This window comes from Nitrosomonas cryotolerans ATCC 49181 (genome assembly GCF_900143275.1).
Lineage (GTDB): Bacteria > Pseudomonadota > Gammaproteobacteria > Burkholderiales > Nitrosomonadaceae > Nitrosomonas > Nitrosomonas cryotolerans.
This window is the reverse complement of record NZ_FSRO01000001.1, coordinates 2,231,929-2,258,127: the sequence shown is the minus strand read 5'-3', so window position 1 is coordinate 2,258,127 and position 26,199 is coordinate 2,231,929. Positions and strand designations below refer to the sequence as shown.

The 26,199-nt window shown below is 44.3% G+C and carries 21 protein-coding genes; 13 read left to right on the top strand and 8 right to left on the bottom strand.

The genetic code is table 11. The annotated features are described in order from the left end of the window. Positions 1-107 precede the first annotated feature (107 nt). The 4 genes from BUQ89_RS10045 to BUQ89_RS10030 all read left to right on the top strand — a co-directional run bounded on the left by BUQ89_RS10045 (position 108) and on the right by BUQ89_RS10030 (position 5,260). The gene (locus tag BUQ89_RS10045) at positions 108-2,420 is read left to right on the top strand and encodes an acyl-CoA dehydrogenase (protein WP_028461852.1); all 2,313 of its coding nucleotides are present in this window, start codon (positions 108-110) and stop codon (positions 2,418-2,420) included. A 143-nt stretch (positions 2,421-2,563) separates the two neighbouring features. Continuing rightward, positions 2,564-4,372, top strand: a complete 1,809-nt coding sequence (locus BUQ89_RS10040) for an AMP-dependent synthetase/ligase (protein ID WP_245812980.1) — start codon at positions 2,564-2,566, stop codon at positions 4,370-4,372. 2 nt (positions 4,373-4,374) lie between these two features. After that, positions 4,375-4,791 (top strand): acyl-CoA thioesterase, encoded by a 417-nt coding sequence (locus tag BUQ89_RS10035; RefSeq protein ID WP_028461854.1) that lies wholly within the window; start codon positions 4,375-4,377, stop codon positions 4,789-4,791. 112 nt (positions 4,792-4,903) lie between these two features. Next, entirely contained in the window at positions 4,904-5,260 is a 357-nt protein-coding gene (locus BUQ89_RS10030; RefSeq protein ID WP_143071258.1) for a YajD family HNH nuclease, read from the top strand. Positions 5,261-5,313: 53 nt separating this feature from the next. Here BUQ89_RS10030 and BUQ89_RS10025 read toward each other — a convergent pair whose 3' ends face one another. From BUQ89_RS10025 to BUQ89_RS14265, 4 genes are all read right to left on the bottom strand, one after another. After that, positions 5,314-5,517, bottom strand: coding sequence for a hypothetical protein (locus tag BUQ89_RS10025; protein WP_074202592.1), 204 nt, complete (start codon positions 5,515-5,517; stop codon positions 5,314-5,316). Positions 5,518-5,965: 448 nt separating this feature from the next. Continuing rightward, positions 5,966-6,334 (bottom strand): IS200/IS605 family transposase, encoded by a 369-nt coding sequence (gene tnpA, locus BUQ89_RS10020; RefSeq protein WP_074202591.1) that lies wholly within the window; start codon positions 6,332-6,334, stop codon positions 5,966-5,968. A 64-nt stretch (positions 6,335-6,398) separates the two neighbouring features. Beyond that, a complete protein-coding gene (locus BUQ89_RS10015; RefSeq protein WP_083399575.1) occupies positions 6,399-7,472 on the bottom strand; it encodes an IS5 family transposase in 1,074 nt (357 codons plus the stop codon). Positions 7,473-7,506: 34 nt separating this feature from the next. Continuing rightward, positions 7,507-7,623, bottom strand: a complete 117-nt coding sequence (locus BUQ89_RS14265) for a transposase (RefSeq protein ID WP_143071298.1) — start codon at positions 7,621-7,623, stop codon at positions 7,507-7,509. A 70-nt stretch (positions 7,624-7,693) separates the two neighbouring features. Here BUQ89_RS14265 and BUQ89_RS10010 point away from each other — a divergent pair, with 70 nt between their 5' ends. The 3 genes from BUQ89_RS10010 (at position 7,694) to yghU (ending at position 10,464) form a co-directional block, all read left to right on the top strand. Then, the gene (locus BUQ89_RS10010; protein WP_074202524.1) at positions 7,694-8,926 is read left to right on the top strand and encodes an RNA-guided endonuclease InsQ/TnpB family protein; all 1,233 of its coding nucleotides are present in this window, start codon (positions 7,694-7,696) and stop codon (positions 8,924-8,926) included. 64 nt (positions 8,927-8,990) lie between these two features. Then, positions 8,991-9,293, top strand: a complete 303-nt coding sequence (locus tag BUQ89_RS14640; RefSeq protein WP_028461960.1) for a transposase — start codon at positions 8,991-8,993, stop codon at positions 9,291-9,293. Between the two features lie 301 nt (positions 9,294-9,594). Continuing rightward, the gene (yghU, locus tag BUQ89_RS10000; RefSeq protein ID WP_028461961.1) at positions 9,595-10,464 is read left to right on the top strand and encodes a glutathione-dependent disulfide-bond oxidoreductase; all 870 of its coding nucleotides are present in this window, start codon (positions 9,595-9,597) and stop codon (positions 10,462-10,464) included. A 695-nt stretch (positions 10,465-11,159) separates the two neighbouring features. Here yghU and BUQ89_RS09995 read toward each other — a convergent pair. Next, the gene (locus BUQ89_RS09995; protein ID WP_028461962.1) at positions 11,160-12,050 is read right to left on the bottom strand and encodes a class I SAM-dependent methyltransferase; all 891 of its coding nucleotides are present in this window, start codon (positions 12,048-12,050) and stop codon (positions 11,160-11,162) included. Between the two features lie 441 nt (positions 12,051-12,491). Between BUQ89_RS09995 and BUQ89_RS09990 the strand changes: the two genes are divergently transcribed. From BUQ89_RS09990 to BUQ89_RS09980, 3 genes are all read left to right on the top strand, one after another. Further along, positions 12,492-13,088 (top strand): TetR/AcrR family transcriptional regulator, encoded by a 597-nt coding sequence (locus BUQ89_RS09990; protein ID WP_028461963.1) that lies wholly within the window; start codon positions 12,492-12,494, stop codon positions 13,086-13,088. A gap of 135 nt (positions 13,089-13,223) precedes the next feature. Beyond that, positions 13,224-13,499, top strand: coding sequence for a DUF4242 domain-containing protein (locus tag BUQ89_RS09985; protein WP_028461964.1), 276 nt, complete (start codon positions 13,224-13,226; stop codon positions 13,497-13,499). A gap of 67 nt (positions 13,500-13,566) precedes the next feature. Then, positions 13,567-15,318: a tetratricopeptide repeat protein gene (locus BUQ89_RS09980; RefSeq protein ID WP_028461965.1), complete on the top strand. Its 1,752-nt coding sequence runs from the start codon at positions 13,567-13,569 to the stop codon at positions 15,316-15,318. A 403-nt stretch (positions 15,319-15,721) separates the two neighbouring features. On the opposite strand, the gene BUQ89_RS09975 is transcribed toward BUQ89_RS09980, so the two are convergent. Continuing rightward, positions 15,722-16,897 carry a GGDEF domain-containing protein gene (locus tag BUQ89_RS09975; RefSeq protein ID WP_028461966.1) on the bottom strand — a complete coding sequence of 392 codons (1,176 nt, stop codon included), beginning with the start codon at positions 16,895-16,897 and terminating at the stop codon, positions 15,722-15,724. A 790-nt stretch (positions 16,898-17,687) separates the two neighbouring features. On the opposite strand from BUQ89_RS09975, the gene BUQ89_RS09970 reads away from it, so the two are divergent. Next, on the top strand, positions 17,688-18,923 hold the full coding sequence (locus BUQ89_RS09970) for a Glu/Leu/Phe/Val family dehydrogenase (protein ID WP_036573451.1): 1,236 nt from the start codon (positions 17,688-17,690) through the stop codon (positions 18,921-18,923). 93 nt (positions 18,924-19,016) lie between these two features. Here the strand turns inward: BUQ89_RS09970 and BUQ89_RS09965 are convergent, their stop codons facing one another. Beyond that, positions 19,017-20,822 carry a coiled-coil domain-containing protein gene (locus BUQ89_RS09965; protein WP_028461968.1) on the bottom strand — a complete coding sequence of 602 codons (1,806 nt, stop codon included), beginning with the start codon at positions 20,820-20,822 and terminating at the stop codon, positions 19,017-19,019. 631 nt (positions 20,823-21,453) lie between these two features. On the opposite strand from BUQ89_RS09965, the gene BUQ89_RS09960 reads away from it, so the two are divergent. Next, positions 21,454-23,406, top strand: a complete 1,953-nt coding sequence (locus BUQ89_RS09960) for an amylosucrase (RefSeq protein WP_028461969.1) — start codon at positions 21,454-21,456, stop codon at positions 23,404-23,406. 219 nt (positions 23,407-23,625) lie between these two features. Here the strand turns inward: BUQ89_RS09960 and BUQ89_RS09955 are convergent, their stop codons facing one another. Then, positions 23,626-25,143, bottom strand: a complete 1,518-nt coding sequence (locus BUQ89_RS09955; RefSeq protein WP_143071264.1) for a protein kinase family protein — start codon at positions 25,141-25,143, stop codon at positions 23,626-23,628. Positions 25,144-25,402: 259 nt separating this feature from the next. Between BUQ89_RS09955 and BUQ89_RS09950 the strand changes: the two genes are divergently transcribed. Then, positions 25,403-26,140 carry a DUF1499 domain-containing protein gene (locus BUQ89_RS09950; RefSeq protein WP_028461971.1) on the top strand — a complete coding sequence of 246 codons (738 nt, stop codon included), beginning with the start codon at positions 25,403-25,405 and terminating at the stop codon, positions 26,138-26,140. Positions 26,141-26,199 lie beyond the last annotated feature (59 nt).

The following is a 26,199-nucleotide window of genomic DNA, read 5'->3' as shown; positions in this document are numbered from 1 at the left end:
CTGTAGTTTTATTATATTTGAAATCGTTGGGTGCCTAGTTGAGGCTGATAGATGAGCAATCTAGATTGTTGTGATCTGGTTATTTCAATGTATACGGAGAAAATATGATGCTCCTGTCTTTCTTTTATGTGTTTTTGTCACTGATTGCCATTGTTAGTGTAATTCTGGTGGTGCCTTTTCTGCGACGTTTTATTATTTCTAATTCGATACTTCGAATTTTTCGCAAAATGCTGCCGCAGATTTCAAAGACCGAACAGGAGGCGCTGGATGCAGGCACCGTTTGGTGGGATGGCGATCTGTTCAGTGGCAGGCCGGACTGGAATAAATTACTGGCCTATTCGAAACCAGAGCTGAGTACGGAGGAAGCTGCTTTTCTCGCCGGGCCTGTTGAAGAGTTATGTGCCATGCTGGATGAATGGACAATTACACACGAATTACGAGATCTGCCGCCGGATGCTTGGCAATTCATCAAGGATAAGGGTTTTTTTGGGCTTATTATCCCTAAACAGTATGGTGGCTATGGTTTCTCAGCATTAGCGCACTCTGAAGTGGTCATGAAGATTGGCTCGCGTAGCGGTACTGCAGCGGTGACAGTTATGGTTCCCAATTCATTGGGGCCGGCAGAATTACTCTTGCATTACGGTACCGATGAACAAAAAAATTACTATCTGCCTCGTCTTGCCAAGGGTATGGAAGTGCCTTGCTTTGCTCTGACCTCGCCAGATGCAGGATCGGATGCGGGCGCAATGCCTGATTTTGGTATTGTATGCCGTGCTGAGCACGATGGTAAGCAAGATGTATTGGGCATGCGGGTTACCTGGGAAAAGCGTTATATTACCTTGGGTCCGGTTGCAACTTTACTGGGGTTGGCATTCAAGCTTCGTGATCCGGATAAGATATTAGGTGATGTAGTGGATCTGGGAATTACCCTGGCATTAATTCCCACGAATACGCCCGGTGTTCATATTGGACGCCGCCATTTTCCACTTAATGCGGTATTTCAGAACGGCCCTAATTCCGGTACCGACGTATTTATTCCGATGGAATGGGTAATCGGTGGACAGGAAGGCGTTGGAAACGGCTGGCCTATGCTGATGAATTGTCTTGCTGCCGGGCGTTCCATATCGTTACCGGCAACCAGTTTGGGCGCAGCTAAGCTGGCCGCACGTACTGTTGGTGCTTATAGTAGAGTACGGGTACAGTTCAAGACACCAATTGGCTATTTTGAAGGTGTCGAAGAAGCATTGGCGCGTATCGGTGGCAATACCTATATGATGGATGCTGCCCGCGTGATGACGGCGGGTGCAGTTGATTTGGGTGAGAAACCGGCGGTGATTTCAGCGATTGTAAAATACCATTTGACTGAACGCGCTCGACAGGTAGTAAACGATGGGATGGATATACAAGGTGGTAAGGGCATTTGTCTCGGTCCGAGTAATTATCTGGGACGAACTTATCAACATATGCCCGTGAGTATTACGGTAGAAGGTGCGAATATTCTGACGCGTAGCATGATTATTTTTGGCCAGGGCGCGATCCGGAGTCATCCTTATATCCTGCAAGAAATTAATGCGGTACAGGATGAAAATAAAGCACATGCTTCCCGGGCGTTTGATCAAGCGCTGGTTGGGCATGTTGCTTTTAGTATGCGTAACAGTATGATGAGTCTGATCTATGGTTTGTTTGGTAAGTATATGAATGGCTGTGTTCCTGCTGGAATAATGCCTGAAACAGCCCATTACTATCGTCAGTTGACACGATTTTCGGCCAGCTTTGCAATGCTGGCAGATGTGGCGCTTTTAAAACTGGGTGGATCGCTGAAACGTAAAGAACGTCTTTCTGCCAGGCTGGGTGATATCCTCAGTATGCTTTATTTATGTTCAGCGACACTCAAGCGTTTTGAAGGCGATCATCGGCCGGAAGCAGATTTGCCGTTATTACATTGGTCCATGCAGGATGCGATTTACCGTATGCAGCAAGCCTTTGATGAACTCTTAAATAATTTTCCGGGTAATGCCGCATTATCATGGTGGCTGCGATTACTTGTTTTTCCGCTGGGCAAATGTCACGTGCCACCAGCAGATACCCTGTCGCATCAGGTGGCCAGATTGCTGCTGGAGCCCAGCGAGGCCCGCGATCGCCTGACCACAGGTATTTATGTGCCAGAAACGGCTAATGAGCCGCTGGCCGATCTGGAGCAGGCGTTACAGTGTGCGGTAGCGTGTGAAGCAGTAGAAGTCAAATTGCGACAAGCTGTTAAGGCCGGGCGAATTGCTGCGCGAGGTGAACAGAAGATTGCAGAAGCCTTGACACAAAATATTATAACGCCTTCTGAAGCGACATTACTTAAAAGCATGAAAGAATTGCGGCGGCGTGTCATTATGGTAGATGATTTTCCGCCCGATCTTGGCCAGGGTTAATGCTTTTTCGTGTAATAAGAAATAAAGCAAGACCTTTTTGAACCTGGAAGGGAAATGTGAGCCGATTGTTTTCAAGTATGATGATCAGGCAAGCATTGATATAGAAAAACTGTATGACAACTATGCAAATTAGGCAAAATACGATGAGCAACGTTATTTCAGCAGAACAAGCGAAGACGCTGGATGGTTTATTTAGTGAACGAGTGAAACTGTCACCGCATTCCGTGGCTTACCGGTATTACAATCAGTTGCATGAACAGTGGTGTGATTATACATGGACGCAAATGGACCAGGCTGTTGCACGCTGGCAAGCCGCACTTTCCAGAGAAGCACTGGTTCCAGGTGATCGTATTGCGGTAATGCTGAAAAACTGCCCGGAGTGGGTTATGTTTGAGCAGGCAGCATTAGGCCTGGGACTCGTCGTTGTGCCACTTTATACAGATGATCGTGCTGAGAATGCAGCTTATATATTGAATCATGCCGGTGTTAAATTACTGTTATTGGAGACACCACAGCAGTGGCAAGGTTTTTCCGGAGTATATGATCAACTTAAAAGCCTGCAACGTGTGGTGATGATGAGTAATCTGGATGGCAATGTTTTTGATCAACCGGATGAGGGTCTGCTTATTTTATTGGCCGACTGGTTACCAGGCAGGGCTGGTGAAGTTCAGCATATGAATACTGATTCCCATAGTCTGGCTACGATCATCTATACTTCTGGTACCACAGGCCGACCGAAAGGTGTCATGCTCAGTCACCATAATATATTAAGTAATGCCTATAGCTGCTTACAGGTAATACAAATCTCACCTGAAGATAAGCTGCTTTCATTTCTGCCCCTATCCCATACATTTGAGCGTACCACGGGTTACTATGTTCCGATGATGTGTGGGGCGACCATTGCTTATGCCCGCTCAATTCCGTTATTACAGGAAGATTTGCTGACGATTCGTCCAACGACGCTTATCTCAGTGCCCCGTATTTATGAAAGGGTCTATGCCGGTATGAACGCTAAGCTGGCGGAAAGTCCGAAATTGAGCCAGTGGTTATTTACTCTTGCGGTGGCGGTCGGTTACAGTCAATTTGAATATCAACAGGGGCGTGGCCCTTGGCGCCTTTCCCACTTGCTGTGGCCAATGCTCAACAAACTGGTGGCAAGTAAAGTGATGGCTAAACTGGGAGGTCGGTTACGGCATGTGATGAGTGGCGGGGCACCTCTGTCAGCAGCTGTTTCGCGTGTATTTATTGGCCTGGGTTTACCGATTCTACAGGGTTATGGAATGACTGAAAGTAGTCCGGTCGTGTGTGCGAACAGGTTAGAGAATAATCTGCCTACCAGTGTCGGTCCGCCTATTCCTGGTGTGGAAGTGAAGCTGGGTGAAAATGATGCGCTGCTGATTCGTGGTCCGAATGTGATGTTGGGCTATTGGAATAATCCCGAAGCGACCAAGGCAGTGTTAACATCGGATGGTTGGCTGAATTCTGGCGATATAGCGCATCTCGATGCGGAAGGTCGGGTGACGATTACCGGTCGTTTGAAAGAAATTATTGTTCTGTCTACAGGCGAAAAAGTGCCACCTGCAGACATTGAATCAGCCATTTTGCGTGATGCGTTATTTGAGCAGGCTTTATTAATTGGTGAAGCACGTTCTTATTTAAGCGTATTGGTTGTTTTGAACGCGACCCAGTGGGCTCATATTGTTCAGCAATATCAGCTTGATTTGAATTCGAGTAATCAGGCAAATGAACAACGAATAGAAGAGATCTTATTAGATAGAATTACTTGTCAGACCCGTGAGTTTCCAGGCTATGCCAGAATACGCCGCGTAGCCTTCATTCATGAACCCTGGACGATTGAAAATGAGATGCTGACGCCTACTATGAAGCTCAAACGAGCCACGATTCTAGATCATTATAAAGTTGAGATAGCCAGACTTTATGAAGGTCGTTAGCAATGAATACACATTCAGAAATATCAGTATCACTACCCGCAAGATGTGAACCCGTATTGCGTATCGTGGCAACACCATCTAATACAAATTATGCTGGCGATATATTTGGTGGCTGGATTATGGCACACGTTGATACGGCAGGGAGTCTGCCGGCAATCCGACGTGCTCATGGACGAGTAGTAACAGTGGCTGTCAATTCTTTTGTATTCAAACAGCCGGTATTTGTGGGTGATTTGGTTAGCTTTTACGCTGAGGTCATTAAAGTAGGTCGTACTTCAGTCACGGTCAGTGTAGCGGTGTATGCACAACGCGGTTTGCGCGAAGGAAGCGAGGAAATCTGTATCAAGGTGACGGAAGCCGTACTAACTTATGTGGCGGTAGATCGGAATAGAAAGCCCAGAATAGTCCCATCTGAATAGTCGACGAATATTCTGGTATCCGAATTTTTATACTTTTAGCCCGCTGGATTGATTTCAGATAAATCCGTCTGATTATCAACTTAATTTAGGAATTTTTATTCGGAAAACGTTCATGGTAAAAGAAATCAATAAGCTTGACAAAGTGGTGCTTGAAGCGAGGAGAAATGCAGACAAGCGTGCGATGGGATATCGTGAACGAGCGCTTAAACTATTTCCCTGGGTTTGTGGCCGCTGCGCGCGTACCTTTGATCACAGAACGCTTCAACTGCTGGAAGTACATCACAAAAATCACAATCATGACGACAATCCTTCTGACGGCAGCAACTGGGAGCTATTGTGTACCTACTGCCATGAGAATGAGCATGCCAAGATCAAGGATTCAATGGGCCGTACCTCTGGTGGAAATATGGAAACAGCCGCTACTTTCAACCCGTTTGCTGATCTCAAAAGCCGGTTAAAAAACAAATAAAGTATTTTATTTTTCCTGGACCGTTTTTTGCCGTTTATTTATTAGAACGCATATTATTCGATCATGGCGAGCTCATGTTCATCTAAAAGTAGTTGAGCATCGTCTATCACTGTATTTTTCTGAAACTGATCCTTAGATACTGTTTTGTAGTGAGCTAATAAATCAATAATCTCGATGGGCAAGATGGCTTCGGAGCCAATGTAATCATCATAATCCTTTTCCATTTCTACACTCATTGCTATTAGAAACGAATGCATTATCTGATATCCATATGTCATTCTTGTGACAATAGATCCTATGAGACCTTTGCAAAACCCCAGCAGTTTAAAAATTAATTATTTATAATCAATGGCCTAAAACTTCTGGCGAGGGCTTTTGCAAAAGTCTGCCCATATTTTTCATGCTGGTTAACTAATTCGAGTACCGAAATACTTTGAATCCATAGGATTTTTCTTAGGTAATGGGCCTGTCTCGAAATATCCCGAAATCAAGGTATGCGATGCATTGATTTGTTAAAATAGAGGTAGGACTATTACTGGAAAAACAGCCATGTCCCGTCAAGTTAAAATGATTTCACTGGAGGATTTAGTTCCTCCTGATCACCCTTACCGTTATTTTAAGCAGATACTTAATGAAATATTTATCAAATAGCGCGTAAAACTTCGTCCTTCAGGGCGGAGATATAAGCGCACAGGCGAAGCCTGTTTAATGCGGTCTTTGCTGTTGTTCAATATATTGCTTAATAATCGAGAGTGGTGCTCCACCACAACTACCCGCAAAATAGCTTGGACTCCAAAGCATATTACCCCAAAGCTTATTCTTAATTTCGGGATAATTCTTTTTGCGAATAAGTCGGCTTGAAACGCCTTTCAAACTATTTACCAAGTTAGAAATAGCAATTTTTGGTGGATAGTTAACTAAAAGGTGAATATGATCATGCTCACCGTTAAATTCCACCAATTCTGCTTCAAAATCCAAACACACGTTTTTAAATATTTCTTCCAAATCAATTAAAAGACCTCTGCACAACTGCGTAAATTTACTGTGACAATGGAAAAAATGCCCAAATGACATTTTTTATGCGTGCTATCTTGGAAAAAAATGAGGTTTTTCCTCTTTTTAAAGGGAGTTTCCCCCTTTATGTAGCATTTGGACGGACTACTCCCCTTGGTGGCTTGTCCACGAAAATTTTGTTGGCCGCTTTTTTTAGATTTATGCAGATGCTTTTCAGCATAACTTGGGCGTTGACTTTCGCCGTGCCGAAGTAACTGGCGCGGCCCATTCCGAATAGGCGTTTGGCCGTGCCAAAACACTGTTCAACAATATAGCGTTTTTTGCTGATCAATCTATTCGCCAGCTTCTGGCGTGCCGAGAGTGGTTTGTTCTTGTACGCGCGATGCATAATTGCGCTCTTGATTTTGTACTTTCTTAGAAACTGCCGATTGGCGTTGCTGGCTGATCCTTTGTCGGCATATACCCGATTTGCCTTGATGTGCGCACCCTTGATAGCTGCTTCGAAATGTATCATTTCGCTCTGGTTGGCAGGGGCCGTGTGAACTCCGCGCACATAGCCGTTTTGCGCATCTACTACCAGGTAACTGCGGTAGCCAAATTGCGACTTCTTGCCTTTTTTTAGCCAGGTCGCATCCCGATCCGCGCTTTGTTCTTCAATACAGGTGATTCCTGGTTGGCTGCCATCCTCAAACTGAACAGCCTTACCTTCGGTATCCACTTCAAGCAGGATAGCCTTTTTGGGGCGTGCCGCTGACTCAATCAGCGTGGCATCAATTACCGCTCCCGTTGCGCCCTTGATCATCAATCCGTGTGATTGAAGCTGTTCATTGATCGAGGCTAGCAGATCGTCTAACCGATCGCCGGACACCAATCGGTTGCGAAACCGACACAGGGTGGTTTCGTCCGGTATCGCATCCGACAAGGACAAACCACAAAATTGTAGAAAATCAATCCGAACATACAGTGCTTGCTCCAACGCAGCATCCGACAAACTATGCCACTGTCCCAGCAGAATCGCCTTAAACATCATCAACCTATCAAATGGTTCCTGTCCTCCACCATGCGATAACTCGCGCTTGTATAAACCTGTAAGCTTCGAACGTAACTCCTCCCAGTCAATCAGGACATCAATCTTCATTAGCACACTGTCTCGTCTCAATCGCTGTGCCAATTCCAGTGTTCCAAAACTCATCTGCATCTCTTGCTCCAAATGTCTTCTGCTTGTCACTATTTTAGTCGGTTATTGCGCTGACGGGGGAGTTGTGCAGTAGTCTTATTAATACCCTTCCGGAGAAAACATTTCTACGGTATTTTGTTACAAAGACCAAATGAACATGAAGATTAAAAATTCAATGTCTTCCTGTTCTTACATCGTTATTAACTTGCATAGATCAATTCCTTTTTTGTATAATTATAACCATGAAGCAGATTATACGCAAAGCCTTTAAATCTCGACTCAATCCAAATTCTGACCAAGTACAGAAGATGGTTGAGTTTGCGGGTGCTAATCGGTTTGTTTGGAATAAAGCCTTAGCAATGAATCTGTTCAGATTAGAGCAGAAACAGCCATTGCTTTGGTACAACGAGTTGTCATTTTGGCTAAAGCTATGGAAATCCTCAGAAGATTATGGATTTCTAAAAACCGTTCATTCTCAACCGTTGCAACAAGCCTTAAAAAACTTAGAAAAAGCGTTCAAAGACGGTTTTGATAAAAAACAGCCTTTAAAACGGATTCCAAAATTCAAGAAAAAAGGTTTGAGTGACAGCTTTCGTTATCCACAAGGATTTAAGCTGGAGCAAGAGTCTAGCAAAGTGTTCTTGCCTAAAATCGGTTGGGTGAAATATCGCAATTCACGCCAAGTCATTGGTGACGTTAAAAATATGACGATTTCCCGTAAAGGCAGTTATTGGTACGTGTCGATTCAGACTGAGTACGAGACCGAGCTAAAGCGTCATAGCTCAACCAGTATGATTGGTGTTGATATGGGCGTTACCCGCTTTGCAACCTTGTCAGACGGCTCATACGTAGAACCTTTAAACAGTTTCAGAAAGTTATCAAAGAAACTGGCTTTTGAACAGCGTAAGCTGTCTAAAAAAGTCCGTTTCTCTGCTAACTGGAAAAAGCAGAAACAAATCATTACCCGACTGCATGAGCGTATTGCCAATGCTCGTTTAGACTTCTTACACAAAACCTCAACCGAAATCAGCAAAAATCACGCAATGGTCGTAGTTGAGAATTTAAAGATAGGAAACATGTCTAAGAGTGCCAAGGGCAGTGTTGAAAAGCATGGTAAAAACGTCAAAGCGAAATCGGGTCTAAACAAATCCATTCTTGACCAAGGATGGGGAATGTTCGTTTCGTTCTTGGAGTATAAACAGGCTTGTTCAGGCGGGGATGTATTGAAGGTAAACCCTCAATACACCTCTCAAACCTGCCCTAGATGTCAACATGTTAGTCGTGACAATCGCAAAAGCCAAAGTGCTTTTGAATGTACAGAATGTGGATTTAAAGCCAATGCCGACTTGGTAGGTGCCTTGAATGTACTTGAGCGAGGACATCGCTTGTTAGCCTGTGGAGTTGAAACGTTAGTTTCGTCTAAGAAGCAGGAACCAGTAGGCAGTAGCAATACAAACCTACTCTTAACGGCTTAATAAGTCGCTAGGAATCCCCTTCGTTTAGGAAGGGGAGGATGTCAATGCACGTTGTTTATCTGGCGTGTCATCTGATTTAGGCCGAGAGGGTTACGGTATAGTCCGTCTATTCTACGGTTTGTTATTACAGTTTATGGAAGATTTAAGTGATCGGGAATGTGAGCGATTTTTGAAAGAGAAGCTGAGTGGCAAATGGTTGTGTGGATTTAGATTAAGAAGACCTCTGCACAACTGCATGAAGGTATTTCAGATCGAATTGTCAGGGCAGTCTCAGCAACAGCTGATGGCGGAATTTAATCATTTGAAAGCTTTTTCAGATGTTTATTTCCTGGCTTGGCCAAATTATGGGCACAGGGACATATTCTAAGCGAACGGCCACCAGTGTTGATAATTTCTGGCTGCTCTCCAGCAATCCTTGGGACGTGATTGGCGGCAGGGCTGCGGGATAAAGGCAGCATGGATTCAAAGAGATACCGCGAAGATATTTGATCCCTGGGGTATCGAGCCGGATTTGGTGGTTAAGGATTTAATTGAATTAAGCGAGCAGTTTGGCGGGTAAGGGTGGCGGTAATTTAATAATGATTTTGCGCTGGACATTGTTCTGAACCAGGTAAATATACAAAAAATCAGCCAAGCTGACGCTATCAGTGTTTTTTAGTGAGGGTTTTATGAGTGATGAATACGTGGCACCGAAGGTTTGGGTTTTTGAGGATGAAAATGGTGGCACTTGGTCCAAGACAAACCGCCCCATGTCGGGGGCGACACATGAGGCAACGCTGCCAGTGGGGGCTCATCCACTACAGCTTTATTCGATGGGCACACCCAATGGACAGAAGGTAACAATTATGCTTGAGGAGCTCCTGGCTTTGGGCGAATCGGGGGCGGAGTACGATGCACATTTGATTCAAATTGGCGAAGGAGATCAATTCTCAACGGGTTTTGTGGAGGTTAACCCCAATTCTAAAATTCCTGCATTGCTCGATTGTTCAGGGAAAAGCCCTGTACGTGTTTTCGAATCGGGTGCGATTTTACTGTATCTGGCAGAAAAATTTGGCCATTTTTTACCGCAACAGATAACTGAGCGGACTGAGATGCTTAACTGGCTGTTTTGGTTGCAGGGCTCGGCGCCTTACTTAGGCGGTGGCTTTGGGCACTTCTATTCTTATGCACCTCAAAAAAATAAATACGCCATTAATCGTTTCACCATGGAAATTAAACGTCAGCTCGACCTGCTCAATAAACAACTCGCATCGCGGCGTTTTATTGCGGGGAATGATTACGGCATTGCCGATATGGCTATATGGCCATGGTATGGTAATTTGGTACTGGGAAACCTGTACGATTCGGCTGAATTCCTGGGTGTAAAGAGTTACCAAAATGCCAGACGCTGGGCTGATGAAGTAGGGCAACGCCCTGCGGTACAGCGTGGGCGTATAGTCAATCGGACATGGGGCGAGTTATGGGAGATACTAGCCGAACGGCATGAAGAGTCAGACATTAACAATGTTCTGAAACTAAAATCCTCGAGACCAAGCTAGATGGGATAGTCGTGAGATGCTTTCCCAGAGAGCGATACATCTATCTGATTTGCACAGCGGCGAGGAATAAAGCGGTATTTTGGGCGTATCTTGTGGTGATGCCGTAATTTATAGTGTTCTTTGTCGTAAGACCTTTGTGCAGTGTGGTTTTCCTTTGAGAGGATTATGATTGTCATGCCTTGTCTGTTCAATAATTTCGTTGCTCTCATAACTGCGATCTGCCAGCAAATAATTCGAATCAGGTCCTTCGATTAAGCGATCAGCTTATGTTCAATCCGTTGTGGTACCTTATGTAATGAAATCACTGACCGGCATGCGATGCGCATCCACGGCCAGATGTATCTTGGAGTTGAGCCTCCTTTTGTGCGACTCATGCCTTGATCTCTGCCTTCCGACCCCGGCGGCAAATCCCGCCACAGTGCGTCCGTGCGCATAATCCAAGGCTTTTGTAAGAGTCCTCGCTAGAGGTTTAGGTTTTTTACTATTGATTATAAATAGTTAATTTTTCAACTACTGGGATTTTGCAAAGGTCTCTCAGGTTATGTCCGGTTAATCTGTGTAGTGAATTGTGCAGTAATGCCGTCAGCAATAGGAACCTGCCGAAGTGGTTCAAGCAGAAATTTATTAAACGTAGCAGGCTTCCTCACCCTTTAGGGTGAGGAGGGTGACGATGTAGAAACTCCACCGGCAGGTATTTAATTTTTATCTTCTTTGGGACGCAGCAATTCGATGATGATATACGATACGAAATATTCGCCGATAAAAGGCGTATTCATAAGCATACGGCCGATTTTCTGTCGAACACGCGAACCAGTAAAGCTATGAAGCTCATGACGTGCAATTTGAAATCCGACGTTATGAGCCAAGGTCTGAAATGTTGGGATATCCAGTTTATTAATATAAGCCTGTTCTTCGAATGATGACCAGGCACGCCATTTATTTGACTTTTTGTTTCCCTGTTCATCCAGATCCCAGTGTCGAGGAACGAATTCTGGCAGGTCATATATTTTTTCGGCAGTCCGAAACATTGCACGCTCACCAAAAATTACATGTGCCCAGGGAACTGGAATGAGTGCCTCCATATGTGGTCCCCATGGACCCTTATAGGGGAACCATTCTATGAGACATCGTCCACCAGGACGGAGTGTCCGATACCAATCACGTAAGATGAGTTGAGGTGACATAACGTGCTCTAGACAATCGAATGCCAGTAACGTATCAAATGATTGATCGGAGACTGGCAGTTGATCCGTAGAGCCCAACAAAAATTCGACATCAACACTGTCCGGGAGTACTGCGCGCGTGAGTGCCTTTTTTGCGCGTTCGATCGCTATATTATTAATATCGACGCCCACGATCTTCTTGGGATATTTTTCCTGTGCAAGAAAGAGACTCATGGGACCATCGCCAGAACCAAAATCCAGCACATCTTTACCCGTGATGTTTGAATCAGAAAATGCCGCCCAGCTTTTTGAAAGGGAATCGTTGCGCCAGTCCCCGTAAGCATCATAATTAACCGTTCGTTCGGTGGGAGGGCGCATTAATTTCTTGCTGAGCGTGAAACATGCCTGAGTACGAATATCCATAATTGCTCCTTATCTGATTACTGTTTTCTTAAAGAGACGGTGGCCAGTAAATAAATAATTGAAAGGTCTTGCCTGTCTTCTTTTTCTCTGTGTCTGGAATCGATGAATCTCGCTGAAGATCAAGTACGTGAACGAGTATCATTTGAAGCGATCTGATAACCTGTTCGGAAGATGATGATGTCAGTTATTGCCGCTGATTATATTTGGAAATAACGAAACACTGTTAGTTTAACAGGATCCTTCGATCAACCAGTATCCTTGGCGACAGATGAGGCAGGTGCTTGAGGATATCAACAAGATTTGAGACGTGAAAAGTCCGCCTAAAAGATAGTCACGCTATCAATGTGATATGTAAAGATCTAGTTCCGAAATGCATTGCGTTATGATTATGGTTAAAAAATTCTTCTTTACATTTAAGACAACCGGTCGTATTATAAAACTATGCATAAATCAACTAAAAAAGAATTGAATAAAGAGAATCTTCTGGACCATGGCGTGAATTTACTCATGGAGCAGGGCTATCATGGTACAGGGTTACAGGAGATTCTGGATGCTGCTCATATTCCTAAAGGTTCATTCTATAATTATTTTGGGAGTAAGGAGAATTTTGGTGCAGAAGTGATTCAACACTATATTGATCCCTTTATTGGACAATTAACGCATCATTTACAGCAATCAGAAATGGATGCACTGGGTGCGATACAACACTATTTTGCTGAGCTCATTACAGAGCTTGAGAAAAATGAATTCAAGGGGGGTTGCTTATTGGGTAATTTAATGGGAGAGATAGGCGATACCAGCGATATCTGCAAGGAATCGCTGCAATCGGCTATTGATCGTTATCGGGATTTACTGCAATCTGGTTTAGCCAAGGCGCAACAGCAGGGTACGATAAGATTAGATAAATCAGCTAAGGAGATGGCCGATTTATTAATAAATACCTGGCAAGGGGCCTTATTAAGAACAAAAATAGAAAAATCGGCTGCGCCCGTGAAACAATGCTGCCAAAGTTTGCTCGGGGATTTTTTTAAGCCTTGATGCTATTTCTTTGTAGAACGTACGGACGCCGTTAGGTTGGTTGGGGGTGTGAATATAAGCTATAAGAAAAGCTGATTTTTTTATTATTTATAAATAATACGACTGGTCATTTTTAATTCTATCTGGAGATGTCTCATGCCTAAATATATTATCGAACGTGAAATTCCTGGAGCAGGTTCGTTAACTGCGCAGGATCTACACGCTATTTCTCAAAAATCATGTGGTATATTAAACAATATGGGTTCACGCGTTCAGTGGCTGGAAAGTTACGTGACAGAGGACAAGGTCTATTGTGTTTACATTGCGCCAAATGAAGAGGCTGTCAGAGCGCATGCTGAGCAAGGTGAGTTTCCCGCCAACCGTATTTCTCGTATCAAATCTGTAATCGATCCGACTACCGCAGAAAATTAATACCTGCTGGCAGTCGAAGGTAACTTCGACTGCCTATGAAAATCAAGTATTATTTAAGGAGGTGTTTATGCAGCTTTATACGCTTAATATCCTGGTAACAGGATTAGTATTGATTGCCACCAGTGCATCCGATTCATTCGCCCAGGCGAGTGATCAGTTTTTCGCCGAAGATAAAATGCGTTCTACCGCTGTCTCTGCTGCTGCGGGTCACAAACATTATGAGTCTACAGATTTATCGAATCAGCCAGGACCAGAGGGTCAATTCGCCCCTAGACTGCAAAATCTGGGGACTCATACCTTTCCAGTCAGTACGAAAAATAAGGAAGCCCAGCTATTTATTAACCAGGGACTTAATCTGGCCTATGGCTTCAATCATGCTGAGGCATATCGGGCATTTCAGGAAGCTGCCCGACTCGATCCTGCGCTTGCAATCGCTTATTGGGGGCAGGCACTCGTACTGGGTCCCAATATAAATGCAATGATGGAGCCAGACGATGAACCGTTGGCTTTAAAGCGGGTACAGCAGGCGAAGTCGTTGATGGACAAGGCAACAGAGAAGGAACAAGCGCTGATCAATGCGCTTGCGAAACGCTACTCGGGTAAATCTGAGCAGCGCGTAATAAATGACAGCGCTTATGCGGATGCCATGCGAACAGTGCATGAGCGTTTTCCAGATGATCCTGATATTGCGATGCTTTATGTAGAGTCAATGATGGATCTTCGCCCTTGGGGTTATTGGATGCGTGATGGTCGCCCGTACGAAGGAACTGCCGAGATTGTGGCACTCATTGAGAGCGTGTTAGAGCGTCATCCGCGCCATCCTGCGGCATTACATTTATACATTCATCTTATTGAGCCGACAACCACTCCTGAGCGTGCCGAGAAAGCAGCGGATACCCTGCTCACCTTAATGCCGGCAGCAGGACATATGATACACATGTCATCACACATTTATCAAAGAGTGGGGCGGTATAGCGATGGAGTAAAGAGTAACCAGCTGGCAATTGCGGCTGATGAGGATTATATCGCGCAGTCCCAGGCTCAGGGCTTGTATCCTATGGCCTATTATCCGCATAATATTCATTTTCTTTGGTTTGCTGCTACGACAGGAGGGCAGCGCCAGATTGCACTTGAGTCAGCTCGCAAGCTAGCCAGTAAGGTCGATGATGCACTACTTAAAGAAATGCCATTAACTGCAGTATTTCGTATGGTGCCTTATTGGACGCTTGCACGGTTTGGATTGTGGAAAGAGGTACTCGCGGAACCGAAGCCACCTGCTACCAGTGCATTTCTAAAGGGGAGCTGGCACTACGTACGCGGCTTGGCATTTGTGGCAACCGGAAAGCTGAAACAGGCTGAAGAAGAGTTGGCGATATTGCGTGAGATTATGAACGATCCATCGTTAGATGGTCCTCTTTTTTCAAAGAACACTCCCCGTACCGTACTAAAAATCGGACCTGAGGTATTGGCTGGCGAGATCGCTGCAGCTCGTGGACACTTTGATTCGGCCATTTCACATCTTGAGCGTGCGGTTCGCTTTGAGGACGCACTGGTTTATACCGAGCCTTTAGAATGGCATTATCCACCACGGCTGGCATTAGGGGCTGTTCTATTGGAAGCAGGGCATCCGACTGAAGCGGAGACAGTGTATTGGGAAGATTTGCAGCGGAACCGTGATAATGGATGGGCGCTTTATGGATTGTGGCAGGCACAGCGCGCGCAGAATAAGCATGGTGAAGCAAAACTGACGGAAGCTCGTTTTAAGAAAGCCTGGACACATGCTGACGTAACGCTGAGCTCATCACGTTTTGGGCGCTAGCAGGGATCAGCTGTAGTGCACGCGTAATCATGTCGCGATCCTGCTGTCAGCATTCAATATAATGCTTCTGGGCTGGATTGCGGCAGTCTTATTTTACTTGTAATTTAATGAAAGCTAATAATAACAAGCTGATCATGGCGATTGAGGCGTTATTGGAGTAATGCAGTGTTGCCTGATCTGGGCTATTGACATATCGAGACTTTTGCAAAAACCCTCACCAGAAGTTTTTTGCTATTGATTATAAAGGGTTAATTTTTTAACTATTGGGGTTTTGCAAAGGTCTCGTATCCTTATCTCAGAATGAGTTGTGGCGGCGGATAGCTGATTCGATGAATGATACCAGCTTGAAAGCAAGCCGCTTCTAAAACATGGCTGGACATGGATTGACAATATGGATGTATCTTTAAGCACGTGCATGCACAGAATACATTATTACCCGGTTACGCCCATCGTGTTTAGCACGATACATCGCTTTATCGGCAGCAACGATTAGCGAGGCGAATTCGAGTCCGGCATGTTTTGTATCCGCAATGCCAATACTGATGGTGCTGCACAGCACCTCGCCATCGAATTCGATTGACATTGCAGCAAAGGACTGTCGCAGTCGATCCGCCAGCTTCCAGGCATCTTTCTCCAATGTTGTGGGTAAGAGTATGCAGAATTCCTCACCGCCGTAGCGAGCGAGATAGTCGTTGCTACGAATGGATTGCTGCGCTACTACGGCCAACCGCTTTAATACCTCATCCCCAGCTTGATGACCATAACGATCATTGATCGATTTGAAATGATCGACATCAATCATCATAACTGAAAGAACTTCGTCAGTACGGGAACAACGCGCTAGCAAGCGAATAGATTCTTCTTCTAAGCTTCGCCTGTTCATTACCCCGGTCAACCCATCAGTTGACGCTAATTTTTGATGATTTGCGGTAAGTCGGTAATTCACCATCAATACGAAGCCGAAAGCGATACTCATTTGTGCCATGCTGGCGGTAAAGAATGATACCGGGTTAAGTGGTATCTGAGAATAAAGGCCATACGTATTTGCTGGCGAGAGAAAAATGATGATTGCCTCGATCAAAAACATTGTGGTGAGAACTGTAAATCCTAATGCGGTGAACCAGTACGCTGTACGCAATGGTTGTTCAATATGAACAAACAAAGCACGGGCACTGGCCGCGTTGATGAGGCATAATAAAATTGAATTGATAATAGTTCTGGAATGAATATCAGGATAAAAAAGTACGAACCAAATACTTTGTAAAAATGTTAATCCGGCCAGCAACCAGGGAATGACTGGATTGCATTGCCTTGTTTTGAATAGTTGAATGCCGTTAAACTGAAAACCTGCGCCCGCGAGAGTAAATGTAGCACCCAATATCAGAGCCCATGGATGGCCGGGTGGTTCAAGTTGAGTATAAGCAAAACTAAGACCTAGTCCGGTACAGAAACAGCCAATCGCCCATTGTCGTACCCCACGGATATTGTCAGCATGTAATTCAACTAATGCCAGCAGACCAGAAAACAGCAAATTCAGCGCCGATATCATGACTAGCATTGTACGGAGGTCGAGATTCATTGGCAGAATTGTTTTAGTTGAAAGAGTGCGTTATTTATTCGATTCAAGCAACTAAGTGATTACTAACTGGGTGGTTAATATCAAATCAAGAAAATGGTTGGTTTGATCTTTCTCGAAAAGATACCAGAAACCTTCACAAGACTCGTTATTTCTGAGTAAGCCCTATCAATTGTGATTGTTGTCCGATGGTGAGAGGATATTTTTATAACTGTCTCGTTATAAAACATGAAAATGATTAACCTAATAGATTTCATCGGTCTAAAGAGTATTTTTTCCTGTGAGAATAGCCATATCAGGCGATCGAACGGCTGATTGTTGAGTTATTAACACTGTATTGGAAAACAATGCGCCTCAATCCATGGGAAAATGGATTGTTTATGGCAGAAATAACGCATCAAAAATCGAGAGAAGTCATTGAAAATCAGCAATAAAATCAAAAATAGATCTCATGTCATCGGAGTTCATCTTTAGTCTCGACAATTTCACTTCAGAAAGCATTATACAGCGCTTTTAAAGTAAAGCGCTTGGATGAAGCCATTTTAAGCTTATGATTGATAGCGTTTGAATGGTATTGATTAACCATCAATATAACTGATTTCATGAATTTGGAAAGCATAGAACTATTCGCTTCATATTGATGGGTATGCGTGGCTTTTTTTGCCGCTATGATGTTATAAAAAATATGTTTTTATGCTGTTGATTATGAATTAGAATACCGACAATCTGGTCATTATAGCTGGCGTATTGGGGAAGACGTTATCATGTACCAAATAATCAGGGGAGGCGGATTATGAGTCAAAGAAGCTGCGGAACAAATTATCTGAGCTGGGCACTGGATTATCTGGGTATGGATGAAAGGCTATGTGCTTATCTGACGACACCATATCGAGAGATTACCGTGGAATTACCTTTGCTGCGCAAAAATGGCATTGTTGTTTTTAAAGGCTATCGTGTACAACATAACCATGCGCGCGGGCCATTCAAGGGGGGGATACGCTATCACCCCGAGATGAATCTAGCGCACGCTCATGCCTTAGCCGAGCTGATGACATGGAAGACGGCTCTGGTGAATATTCCCTTCGGCGGAGCTAAGGGTGGTATCACCTGCGATCCTGCTGCGTTGGACGAGGTTGAGCGTGAAATGCTGACCAAACTGTATACGCGCCGTATGGCGAATTTATTTGGACCTGAGAGTGATATTCCTGCCCCTGATATGGGTACGGGTCCACAAGAAATGGCCTGGATCTATGACGCCTATAGTGGCTATACCAGCGGGCATCATCCTGGTGTGGTTACCGGCAAGCCTCTGCAGCTGGGTGGATCAATTGGACGCATTGAAGCAACCGGTCGGGGGGTATCACTGGTTACTAAATGGGCGGCGGAAGCCTTGAATATGAGTTTTCCTGATGTAACTGTTGCAATACAAGGATTCGGTAATGTGGGTGTGCATACCGCACGATATCTGAAACAGGTCGGCTGCAGGATTATTGCGGTCAGTGACGTTGATGGCGCTTTATACAATCAGGCTGGTTTGGATATCGAAGCCGTGCGTAAGACTTGTGAAGAAAAAAAGATTTCGGTGAATCAAGCGCTTGATTATGGAGATTCAATAAAACAGGATGAGTTGCTGGCTCTGGATGTGGCTATTCTGATACCGGCTGCCATCGGTGATGCAATTCATGAGGATAATGCGCCTAAAGTTAAGGCACGCTTGATTGTTGAAGCTGCAAACATGCCAATAACACATGAGGGTGAACGAATACTGACTAGCAACGGGATTACTATTATACCCGATATTATGGCCAATGCAGGAGGAGTGACGGTTTCATATCTCGAATGGATACAGAATCGCAGTGGTTTAATCTGGAATCTGGAAGAAGTAGAAAAGAAAACTGATCATATTTTGTATCAGGCCTGGTGCGCGCTGTGTAGGCGTCGCCAGAATGAATTAAGTTATAGGCAGGCTGCGTATCTTATTGCTGTCGAACGCGTTGCGCAGAGCTCAGCATTACGTGGCTATATTTAAAGAGTATTTATCTGGCTCATGATCTGCGGGGAGGAGCTAGCCATACGCAGGTGCTTGTTTTCCACGACCGAGTCTGAGCCAGTTGTGACGCTATCAATGAATTGATTTTCCAGATGACTGATTGTTTTGTTCACGCATCGCTTGAAATCCATCTCCTTGATGCAGCACCAGCTGGGGAAAAGGAATAACCCAATTTTCTCTGTTACAGACCTCGACACAGGTTTTTTGGATCAAACGACGTAGCATAAAATAGGACCCCGCAATTTCACTATTAAAGTTGATAAAGATCAGATAGTCCAGCGAATTTACGCCCGCTTCCTTGAAATCAACCATCAAATTTAAAACTTGATTATTGAGTTCCGCTTTTTCAAACGCTTGAATAAGTGCTTCTCGGAAGCGGATTGGGACAGCATCCAGGCATTCTGTTTGATGTTGATAGTCGATTCCAAATGTTACCGCTAAACCAAAACCCTGACGTGAAAGATTATACAAATCCAGGCGAAAGAAATCCGTGGCAGGAAATTGCACCAGGCTACCTGCTATCTGCAGCTGCACCAATTCCAGAGTTTGTTGCAATACCAGCCCGAGGCGGCCATCTGGCAACAGCACATATTCGCCCGCCTGGCAAGGAAACCAGGGTTCATCAATGACTGGACGCGATATCATGCTGTCTAATGCTCGCAGTGGTAGTCGCACAATACCCTTCAGATCAGGATTGCGTAACAGTGAATGTACATTAATCGATTTTACCTGCATTGGGAGGCCATTATAAACAACCCGTTCGCCAACCCGAACGGGGCCCATATCCAATAACAGTCTGGTTTCAGCAATATAGTGAGGCAGAATCTGTCGGAAACTTAATACGATGGCCACCAATAGAATGATGCCGAGTGTCAGCAGCAGGAAGTCGCTTGCGAGATAAAAAGTCATGATGATGGCTAATATCACCAGTAATCCAGTCAGAATACGGTAGGCATAGCCTATTAATCGAACTTGCATGCTGTTACGACGACTGGGTGAGATGAGTTTTTTCTGATATAACCAGAACAACCCGTTCATCAATTGCCAAACACCGAGTGCAGCGACGATCGCGGTAATGAGCGTTAACCCGCGGCCGAATGCAAAGTTTGTCAATCCGGATTTCAGATTTTGCCACCAGTCGCTATCCGTACCTTGCAGGCTAGTCAGCTGATAATGGGCAATCTCCAGATTGCGCTCATTATCAATTTGCCGTTGTTCCCATTCTTTAGCAATTGATTTGGATTTAGCCTGGGCTAATGGCGTCATAGCATCTGGCTTAAATTGTGCTATTGATTTAAGAGCTTGCCTGATTAGCTTATTTTGCTCTTTCAATCGAGAGATATTGTTACGTAATTTCTCAATTTTACGCGGTTTTTCAGTAAGATCTTTGAGCCCATCGATGATCGGCCTGGTTGCCTGGATTAATTCTTCGCGCCAATCGAATGGCCGTGCGGGGGTATCTGAAAATGGTTCCAAATCTAAACCACCGATGATAATTTGCTCGAATGACTGGTTCAGCTGTGCAATATCGGTATTGAGTGTATCAATGTGTTGTTGCACTTCTTTTTTTTCATTTTCCTGGGTAGATTTGATTAACTGCTGCTGCTCGGCCAGCTGCTTGCGCTTGTCTTGCAAAGATTGTTGTATATCAGATAACCGTGCGATTGCTTCTTCATGGCGCATTTCGATATCATTGGATTGATCGCTTGCAGTTGCAGCGCTGTCTGGTATCTGTTCTTGAGCATGTAGCGTCGGTACAAGCGAAATCAGGGCTAATAGACATACCAGTGCATAGTATCTTAAATAGTAGCGTCCAGAAATAAAAGCCTGCAATAGCATATCTCGTAATTGGATGGATGTTGAGTTGAAAATCTTCATGCACATATCAACCGAAGACTGTCAGTTTATCTTCAAATAGCTTGAGACTTTTGCAAAAGCCCTCGCCAGAAGTTTTTACTATTGATTATAAAGAATTAATTTTTCAATTACTGGGGTTTTGCAAAGGTCTCAGCTTGAATATGATTAGATCATAGCTACTTTTTAAGTGTGGATCTACAAAAAACTGATTTGACCCATTTTTGCGTGAACGTGATGAGCGTAGAGCGAGGGTAGTCTATTTCTCTGTGTAGCTTGAATAGTCAGATTGGTGGTTGAGATCGGAAGCGAGTGCTTCATCCAGATGGCTTGACAATGATTTATCTCAAGTGCACTATCAAATCGACCAGGTGCCTAAGCTGATGGGAATGCTAATCTCTCAGATTGAGGAGCAACCTGTCTAGCGGAAATTATAATACAAATAGATGGATAGCCAATGCCGATGCCATCACCCTCAATACGCTATACACCCTCATACGCTATCGTATATCCTGATTATGGAATTGAGTGACGGCGTATTGTCTCGATGAGGGTATGCACAAAGCGTTTATGCGATATGCGATCTATCTGATGATATCGAGAAATAGCTTTGATTAGGTCGTAGTCGGCATCCTGAAATATACGGGGTAGAAGCATGTACGAACAACATTCACACTCGTTACTTAATGAAATATTAGTTGCACTTAAACCGGAGATCAAACGTCGCAACTTACAGCACTTCTATACCCGTCTGGGAGCCAATTTTTACGCAATTCATTCATTATTCCATGTATTGTATGGAAAACGCCCTGATTTCAAAGTACAAATGCTGCGTCTGGTAGAAGCCATGGCGCGACAGTATATCGCCAGACCCATGGTGTTGAAAAGAAATGATTTGAATAGGGAAAAGGATCACAACTGGTTCCTGAGCCAGGAATGGGTAGGTATGGCACTTTATAGCGATGGCTTCGCGGACCATCTTGAAGGGTTGCATAACCATCTCGCTTATTTGCAGGAACTGGGTGTCAACATGTTGCATGTCATGCCCGTGCTTGATTGCCCGCCGGGTAGAAGTGATGGCGGTTACGCAGTGCGGGATTTTCGTAGGGTAGATGAGCGTATCGGAACGATTAAACAGCTGGAGTCATTGGCCCGTGAATTAAGAAAACGGAATGTGTTGCTGACCCTGGATGTAGTCGTGAATCATACTTCAGAGACACATGCCTGGGCGCAAAAGGCGCGAGCGGGCGAAAAGGAATATCAGGATTACTATTACATATTCGATGATCGAGAGATCCCGGATAGGTATGAAGCGGGTATGCCTGAAATCTTTCCTGAAACTTCTCCCGGTAATTTCACTTGGAATGAGACTATGGGAAAGTGGGTGATGACCGTGTTTAATCATTTCCAGTGGGATCTGAATTATGGTAATCCTCGCGTCTTTATCGAAATGATCGATATTATTTTATTCTGGGCTAATAGTGGTGCCGATATTATTCGGCTGGATGCGGTTGCATTTTTATGGAAGAAGATTGGTAGCACCTGTCAAAATGAACGTGAGGCACACTTGATTCTGCAATTAATGAAAGACTGCTGTCAGGTATCAGCACCGGGGGTGCTGTTTATTGCAGAAGCCATCGTGGCACCAGTGGAGATTATTAAATATTTTGGAGAGGATGCGATCAATGCTAAAGAATGTGAAATTGCCTACAATGCGACCTTTATGGCCTTATTGTGGGATGCAGTCGCAACTAAGAATGCAGTATTGCTCAATCGTGGCATTAAAAGTTTGCCGGATAAACTAGATCGGGCGACCTGGCTTAACTATATTCGCTGCCACGATGATATCGGTCTTGGGTTTGATGATAATGATATCCGTTCGTCAGGTTACGATCCGCAATTGCATCGTCGTTTTTTAGTAGATTATTACACCGGAAAATATGATGATTCTAGTGCCAGAGGACTCCGTTTTGGAGAGAATCTCAAAACGGGTGATGCACGTATAGCCGGTTCGCTAGCCTCCCTTGTTGGGCTTGAAAGCGCATTGGAGCATGATGATAGTGACGAAATTGACAGGGCAATCCAAACTATTTTGTTGCTGCATGGCCTGATTATGTCATTTGGTGGTATTCCTCTGTTGTATTACGGCGATGAAATTGGCACATTGAATTACTACGCATATCGAGATGATGAAAGCAAATATGATGATACTCGTTGGGTGCACCGACCGAAAATTGACTGGAATAAAGCGGAACTAAGACATAAACAGGGATCAGTGGAACAGCGTATTTTTGGTGGATTGAAAAAAATGATCGCGATTCGCAAAGAAGTGCCCGCTTTTGCTGATTACAATAATCGGCAGTTACTAGAGGTTGATAATCTTAATGTGTTTGCATTTTTACGTTTCGATCATCAGGATACCCACGCAAGGGTATTGGTGATTGCCAATTTTAGTATGTCTCCTGAAATGCTCGATACGAGTATATTGCGGCGCATGGGTTTCTTTCATCATCATGAAATGTGGGATTTGTATTCAGGCCGCATGCTACCAAGCATTGATGGAAAAATTGAGATTGCTCCCCTGACATTTTATTGGTTAACAAAATAAAACCATTCTGCACAGATAGCTGATTTTTCATGCATCCTGTCATCGTATGAACTACTTTCCACCGCCTGATATCTAGTTTTTATAAACAACAGGTTGATGAGGAGAGACTTTTGCAAAAGCCTTTGCCAGAAGCTTTCTACTATTGATTATAAAGAGTTAATTTTTAAACTATTGGGGTTTTGCAAAGCTCTCGAGGATTTTTAGCATGTGAAATAAATGTTAGTACGTTGATTGATCGGTGTGGGCATTGGAAATCATTTCATGCGCTGCATCGATATGCTCATAATAGGCCTTCAGCGTACCACTATTCCGTTTCAGCCTGTATTCAGAGCTATTCCTGAAACGTAATGCTTCAGCGGCAATCAGGCGATGCTGTGCCATGGCGGGTGCCTCTTGTAATGCGGATATGAATCTATGCCAGTTATTGCTAGTTAACCAGTGCTCAAAGGCTTCAAGTTGAAAAACATGAACGTTTGGATTAATGCGCGCGAGTTGAATACGGCCAGGTTGTCCATGTAGCTCATCGGCAAAATAGCTTGCCCGCCACAAATAGCTGGTGACCAGGCCAAGTTGCACGTAGTGCTTGAGTCGATCAATTTCATCGACATTGAGTTTTCTGGGTAAACGCTGCAGAAACCCTTTAACCGTCGCTTGGGCATTGGTAGGGGAGAATTCACCTGTTATGGCATCGAAAGCGAAAAAGGAAAGCGTTCTGCCCAGGTCTTTCTCCAGCGGCGTATGATCACCATTTCGATGCGTACCAAAAGCAATATTATCAAAATCAAAACTTTGAGTGATGCGCCATTGATTTATCCGTGGGTCATAAATGGCTCCGACATTAGCCGGCTTGATTTCATTGTGTATGGGCACATTTTGAGCCGGAGTTTGTGCCAGACTTGCATTAATATTTTCTTCCAACTGATTAAATCGCGCTAATATAATTTCTAGCTGATTTTCTTCGAGTCCACGTTTGAACGCCTGTGCTTCGTGGCTTTGACCTAGATTAGGTAGATATTGCTCGATATGTGCACGCAAGATGCGTCGATCATGATTGGTGCGCAGATAAGTCAGGGCATGGCTGATTTGAAAAATATCCTGTGCAATCTGACGACCCAGAATAAAGCCAGCGGGATCTGCTGTATCAATGTCAGCAGGCAAGTGACATGTAACGGATTGCATTGCATCACTTACTTTGACAATATATTCACCCAGTGTCTGCATCAACGCGATCTGACCGCGTTGCCCACCAGGTATGGCTGTCAGTGTCTCAGGCAGGCTGTCTATTCCGTTTTTTGCTACTTCGGTCAGAGTGATGGTTTGTCCAGAAAACAAAGAAAGTAAATTAGCCGATACGTTTGCAAGTTTTGCTGATACGATTTGATATAACTGTCCGTTTGCGCCTGGATAGGTTTTAAAGGTAGGGATAGTGCTATGCAAACGGCATTCTTCAGTACACAATACTGAAAAAGGAATATTACTGCGTACGAAACCCGGCTTAACCATTTTAAGGAAAGCTTGATTTTCATTTTGCTGGGCAATAAAAGCGAAGCTTAATCGCCCTGAATTCACTACTTTGATAGTGGTTGCAGGCGATAGAAAATCGATATCATTACTCCTGTCCAGATTTTTGACAGGATAGGCGTGTGCAAAAATCTGCCTGAGTAAATCAAAGTTATTCTGTTCCAGCTCAGGGTGGCGTGCGATAGTATTCTCCTTTATCAATAAGTCAGGGAACAAACTGATGATTAAGCTGGAGCGCTAACAGGTTAATATAACGCATGAATATTGCTTACTCTTCAGTGTCGCGGTGTTGGATACAAGTTATGAGTTTGCCTGGAAGAGCATAGAAGAACCATCGCGCTACACCTAGGAAAACCGGTATGTGTGTCATATGTTCTAATCGTAAATGTATTTGAATATCGGATGGATTGAAACATGTTTATCGCGTCAAATCCTCATTAATTGAAGATCAGGATCTATTAAAAGGAGATATATTATGGACGAACGTTCAGTCCTGGCCTATTGGAGTTTTAGATTTGCATTGCTGGGCATGCTAATTGCGATTTTTGCTATTCTGGGGTATCGGTTAGACATCATGCATTTTCGTCCGGCTCTGTTTGGTCTCATCGGCGCCGCTGGCATAGGCTTATTGGCAGCACTTTTCGGCATCATTGGTTTGATTATGGCAGTTAGGAAAAAGCAATCCGGCGGGGTCTTTGCATTGGCTGGATTAGCTCTTGGATCTGTCGTCGCGGTGCCCATTTTGCTTGCTGCACAGGCCGGTTCCCAAGTGCCCCGTATTCATGACATTACCACGGATTTGCAGGACCCCCCTGAATTTGTAGCTATGCAATCTGTACGCGCGCCCACGCAAAATCCGCTTGACCGAAAAATGCCGGTTAATCTTGCTGCGCTGCAGCAGGCGGGTTATCCTGATTTGAGTACTGTATTGATCCAGAAAAACCCAAACCAGGTCTTTGAGGATGCGGTTACGCTAGTCAAGGAACGCGGTTGGGAGATTATTGCAGCGGTCTCTGCTGAAAATAGCTGGATTGAAGCAACTGCAACAACGCGAATCATGGGTTTTAAGGATGATGTTGTCATTCGTATACGAGAAAGGGGAGGTGAATCGATTGTTGATATGCGCTCTGTTTCCCGCGTTGGGCAAAGTGATCTGGGTGTCAATGCGGCACGTATCAAAGCGTTCTTAGCCGATCTGCGCAATGTAAAATAATGATTGCCTGATGGCTTGAATAATAATCTGATACGACAGAGGCTAAATAGATGCGTTGG

Bases quoted from the DNA above. Each gene is read 5' to 3' on its own strand.
- BUQ89_RS10045 (WP_028461852.1), top strand. From the start codon at position 108: ATGCTCCTGTCTTTCTTTTATGTGTTTTTGTCACTGATTGCCATTGTT.
- BUQ89_RS10040 (WP_245812980.1), top strand. From the start codon at position 2,564: ATGAGCAACGTTATTTCAGCAGAACAAGCGAAGACGCTGGATGGTTTA.
- BUQ89_RS10035 (WP_028461854.1), top strand. From the start codon at position 4,375: ATGAATACACATTCAGAAATATCAGTATCACTACCCGCAAGATGTGAA.
- BUQ89_RS10030 (WP_143071258.1), top strand. From the start codon at position 4,904: ATGGTAAAAGAAATCAATAAGCTTGACAAAGTGGTGCTTGAAGCGAGG.
- BUQ89_RS10025 (WP_074202592.1), bottom strand. From the start codon at position 5,517: ATGCATTCGTTTCTAATAGCAATGAGTGTAGAAATGGAAAAGGATTAT.
- tnpA (WP_074202591.1), bottom strand. From the start codon at position 6,334: ATGTCATTTGGGCATTTTTTCCATTGTCACAGTAAATTTACGCAGTTG.
- BUQ89_RS10015 (WP_083399575.1), bottom strand. From the start codon at position 7,472: ATGCAGATGAGTTTTGGAACACTGGAATTGGCACAGCGATTGAGACGA.
- BUQ89_RS10010 (WP_074202524.1), top strand. From the start codon at position 7,694: ATGAAGCAGATTATACGCAAAGCCTTTAAATCTCGACTCAATCCAAAT.
- yghU (WP_028461961.1), top strand. From the start codon at position 9,595: ATGAGTGATGAATACGTGGCACCGAAGGTTTGGGTTTTTGAGGATGAA.
- BUQ89_RS09995 (WP_028461962.1), bottom strand. From the start codon at position 12,050: ATGGATATTCGTACTCAGGCATGTTTCACGCTCAGCAAGAAATTAATG.
- BUQ89_RS09990 (WP_028461963.1), top strand. From the start codon at position 12,492: ATGCATAAATCAACTAAAAAAGAATTGAATAAAGAGAATCTTCTGGAC.
- BUQ89_RS09985 (WP_028461964.1), top strand. From the start codon at position 13,224: ATGCCTAAATATATTATCGAACGTGAAATTCCTGGAGCAGGTTCGTTA.
- BUQ89_RS09980 (WP_028461965.1), top strand. From the start codon at position 13,567: ATGCAGCTTTATACGCTTAATATCCTGGTAACAGGATTAGTATTGATT.
- BUQ89_RS09975 (WP_028461966.1), bottom strand. From the start codon at position 16,897: ATGAATCTCGACCTCCGTACAATGCTAGTCATGATATCGGCGCTGAAT.
- BUQ89_RS09970 (WP_036573451.1), top strand. From the start codon at position 17,688: ATGAGTCAAAGAAGCTGCGGAACAAATTATCTGAGCTGGGCACTGGAT.
- BUQ89_RS09965 (WP_028461968.1), bottom strand. From the start codon at position 20,822: ATGAAGATTTTCAACTCAACATCCATCCAATTACGAGATATGCTATTG.
- BUQ89_RS09960 (WP_028461969.1), top strand. From the start codon at position 21,454: ATGTACGAACAACATTCACACTCGTTACTTAATGAAATATTAGTTGCA.
- BUQ89_RS09950 (WP_028461971.1), top strand. From the start codon at position 25,403: ATGGACGAACGTTCAGTCCTGGCCTATTGGAGTTTTAGATTTGCATTG.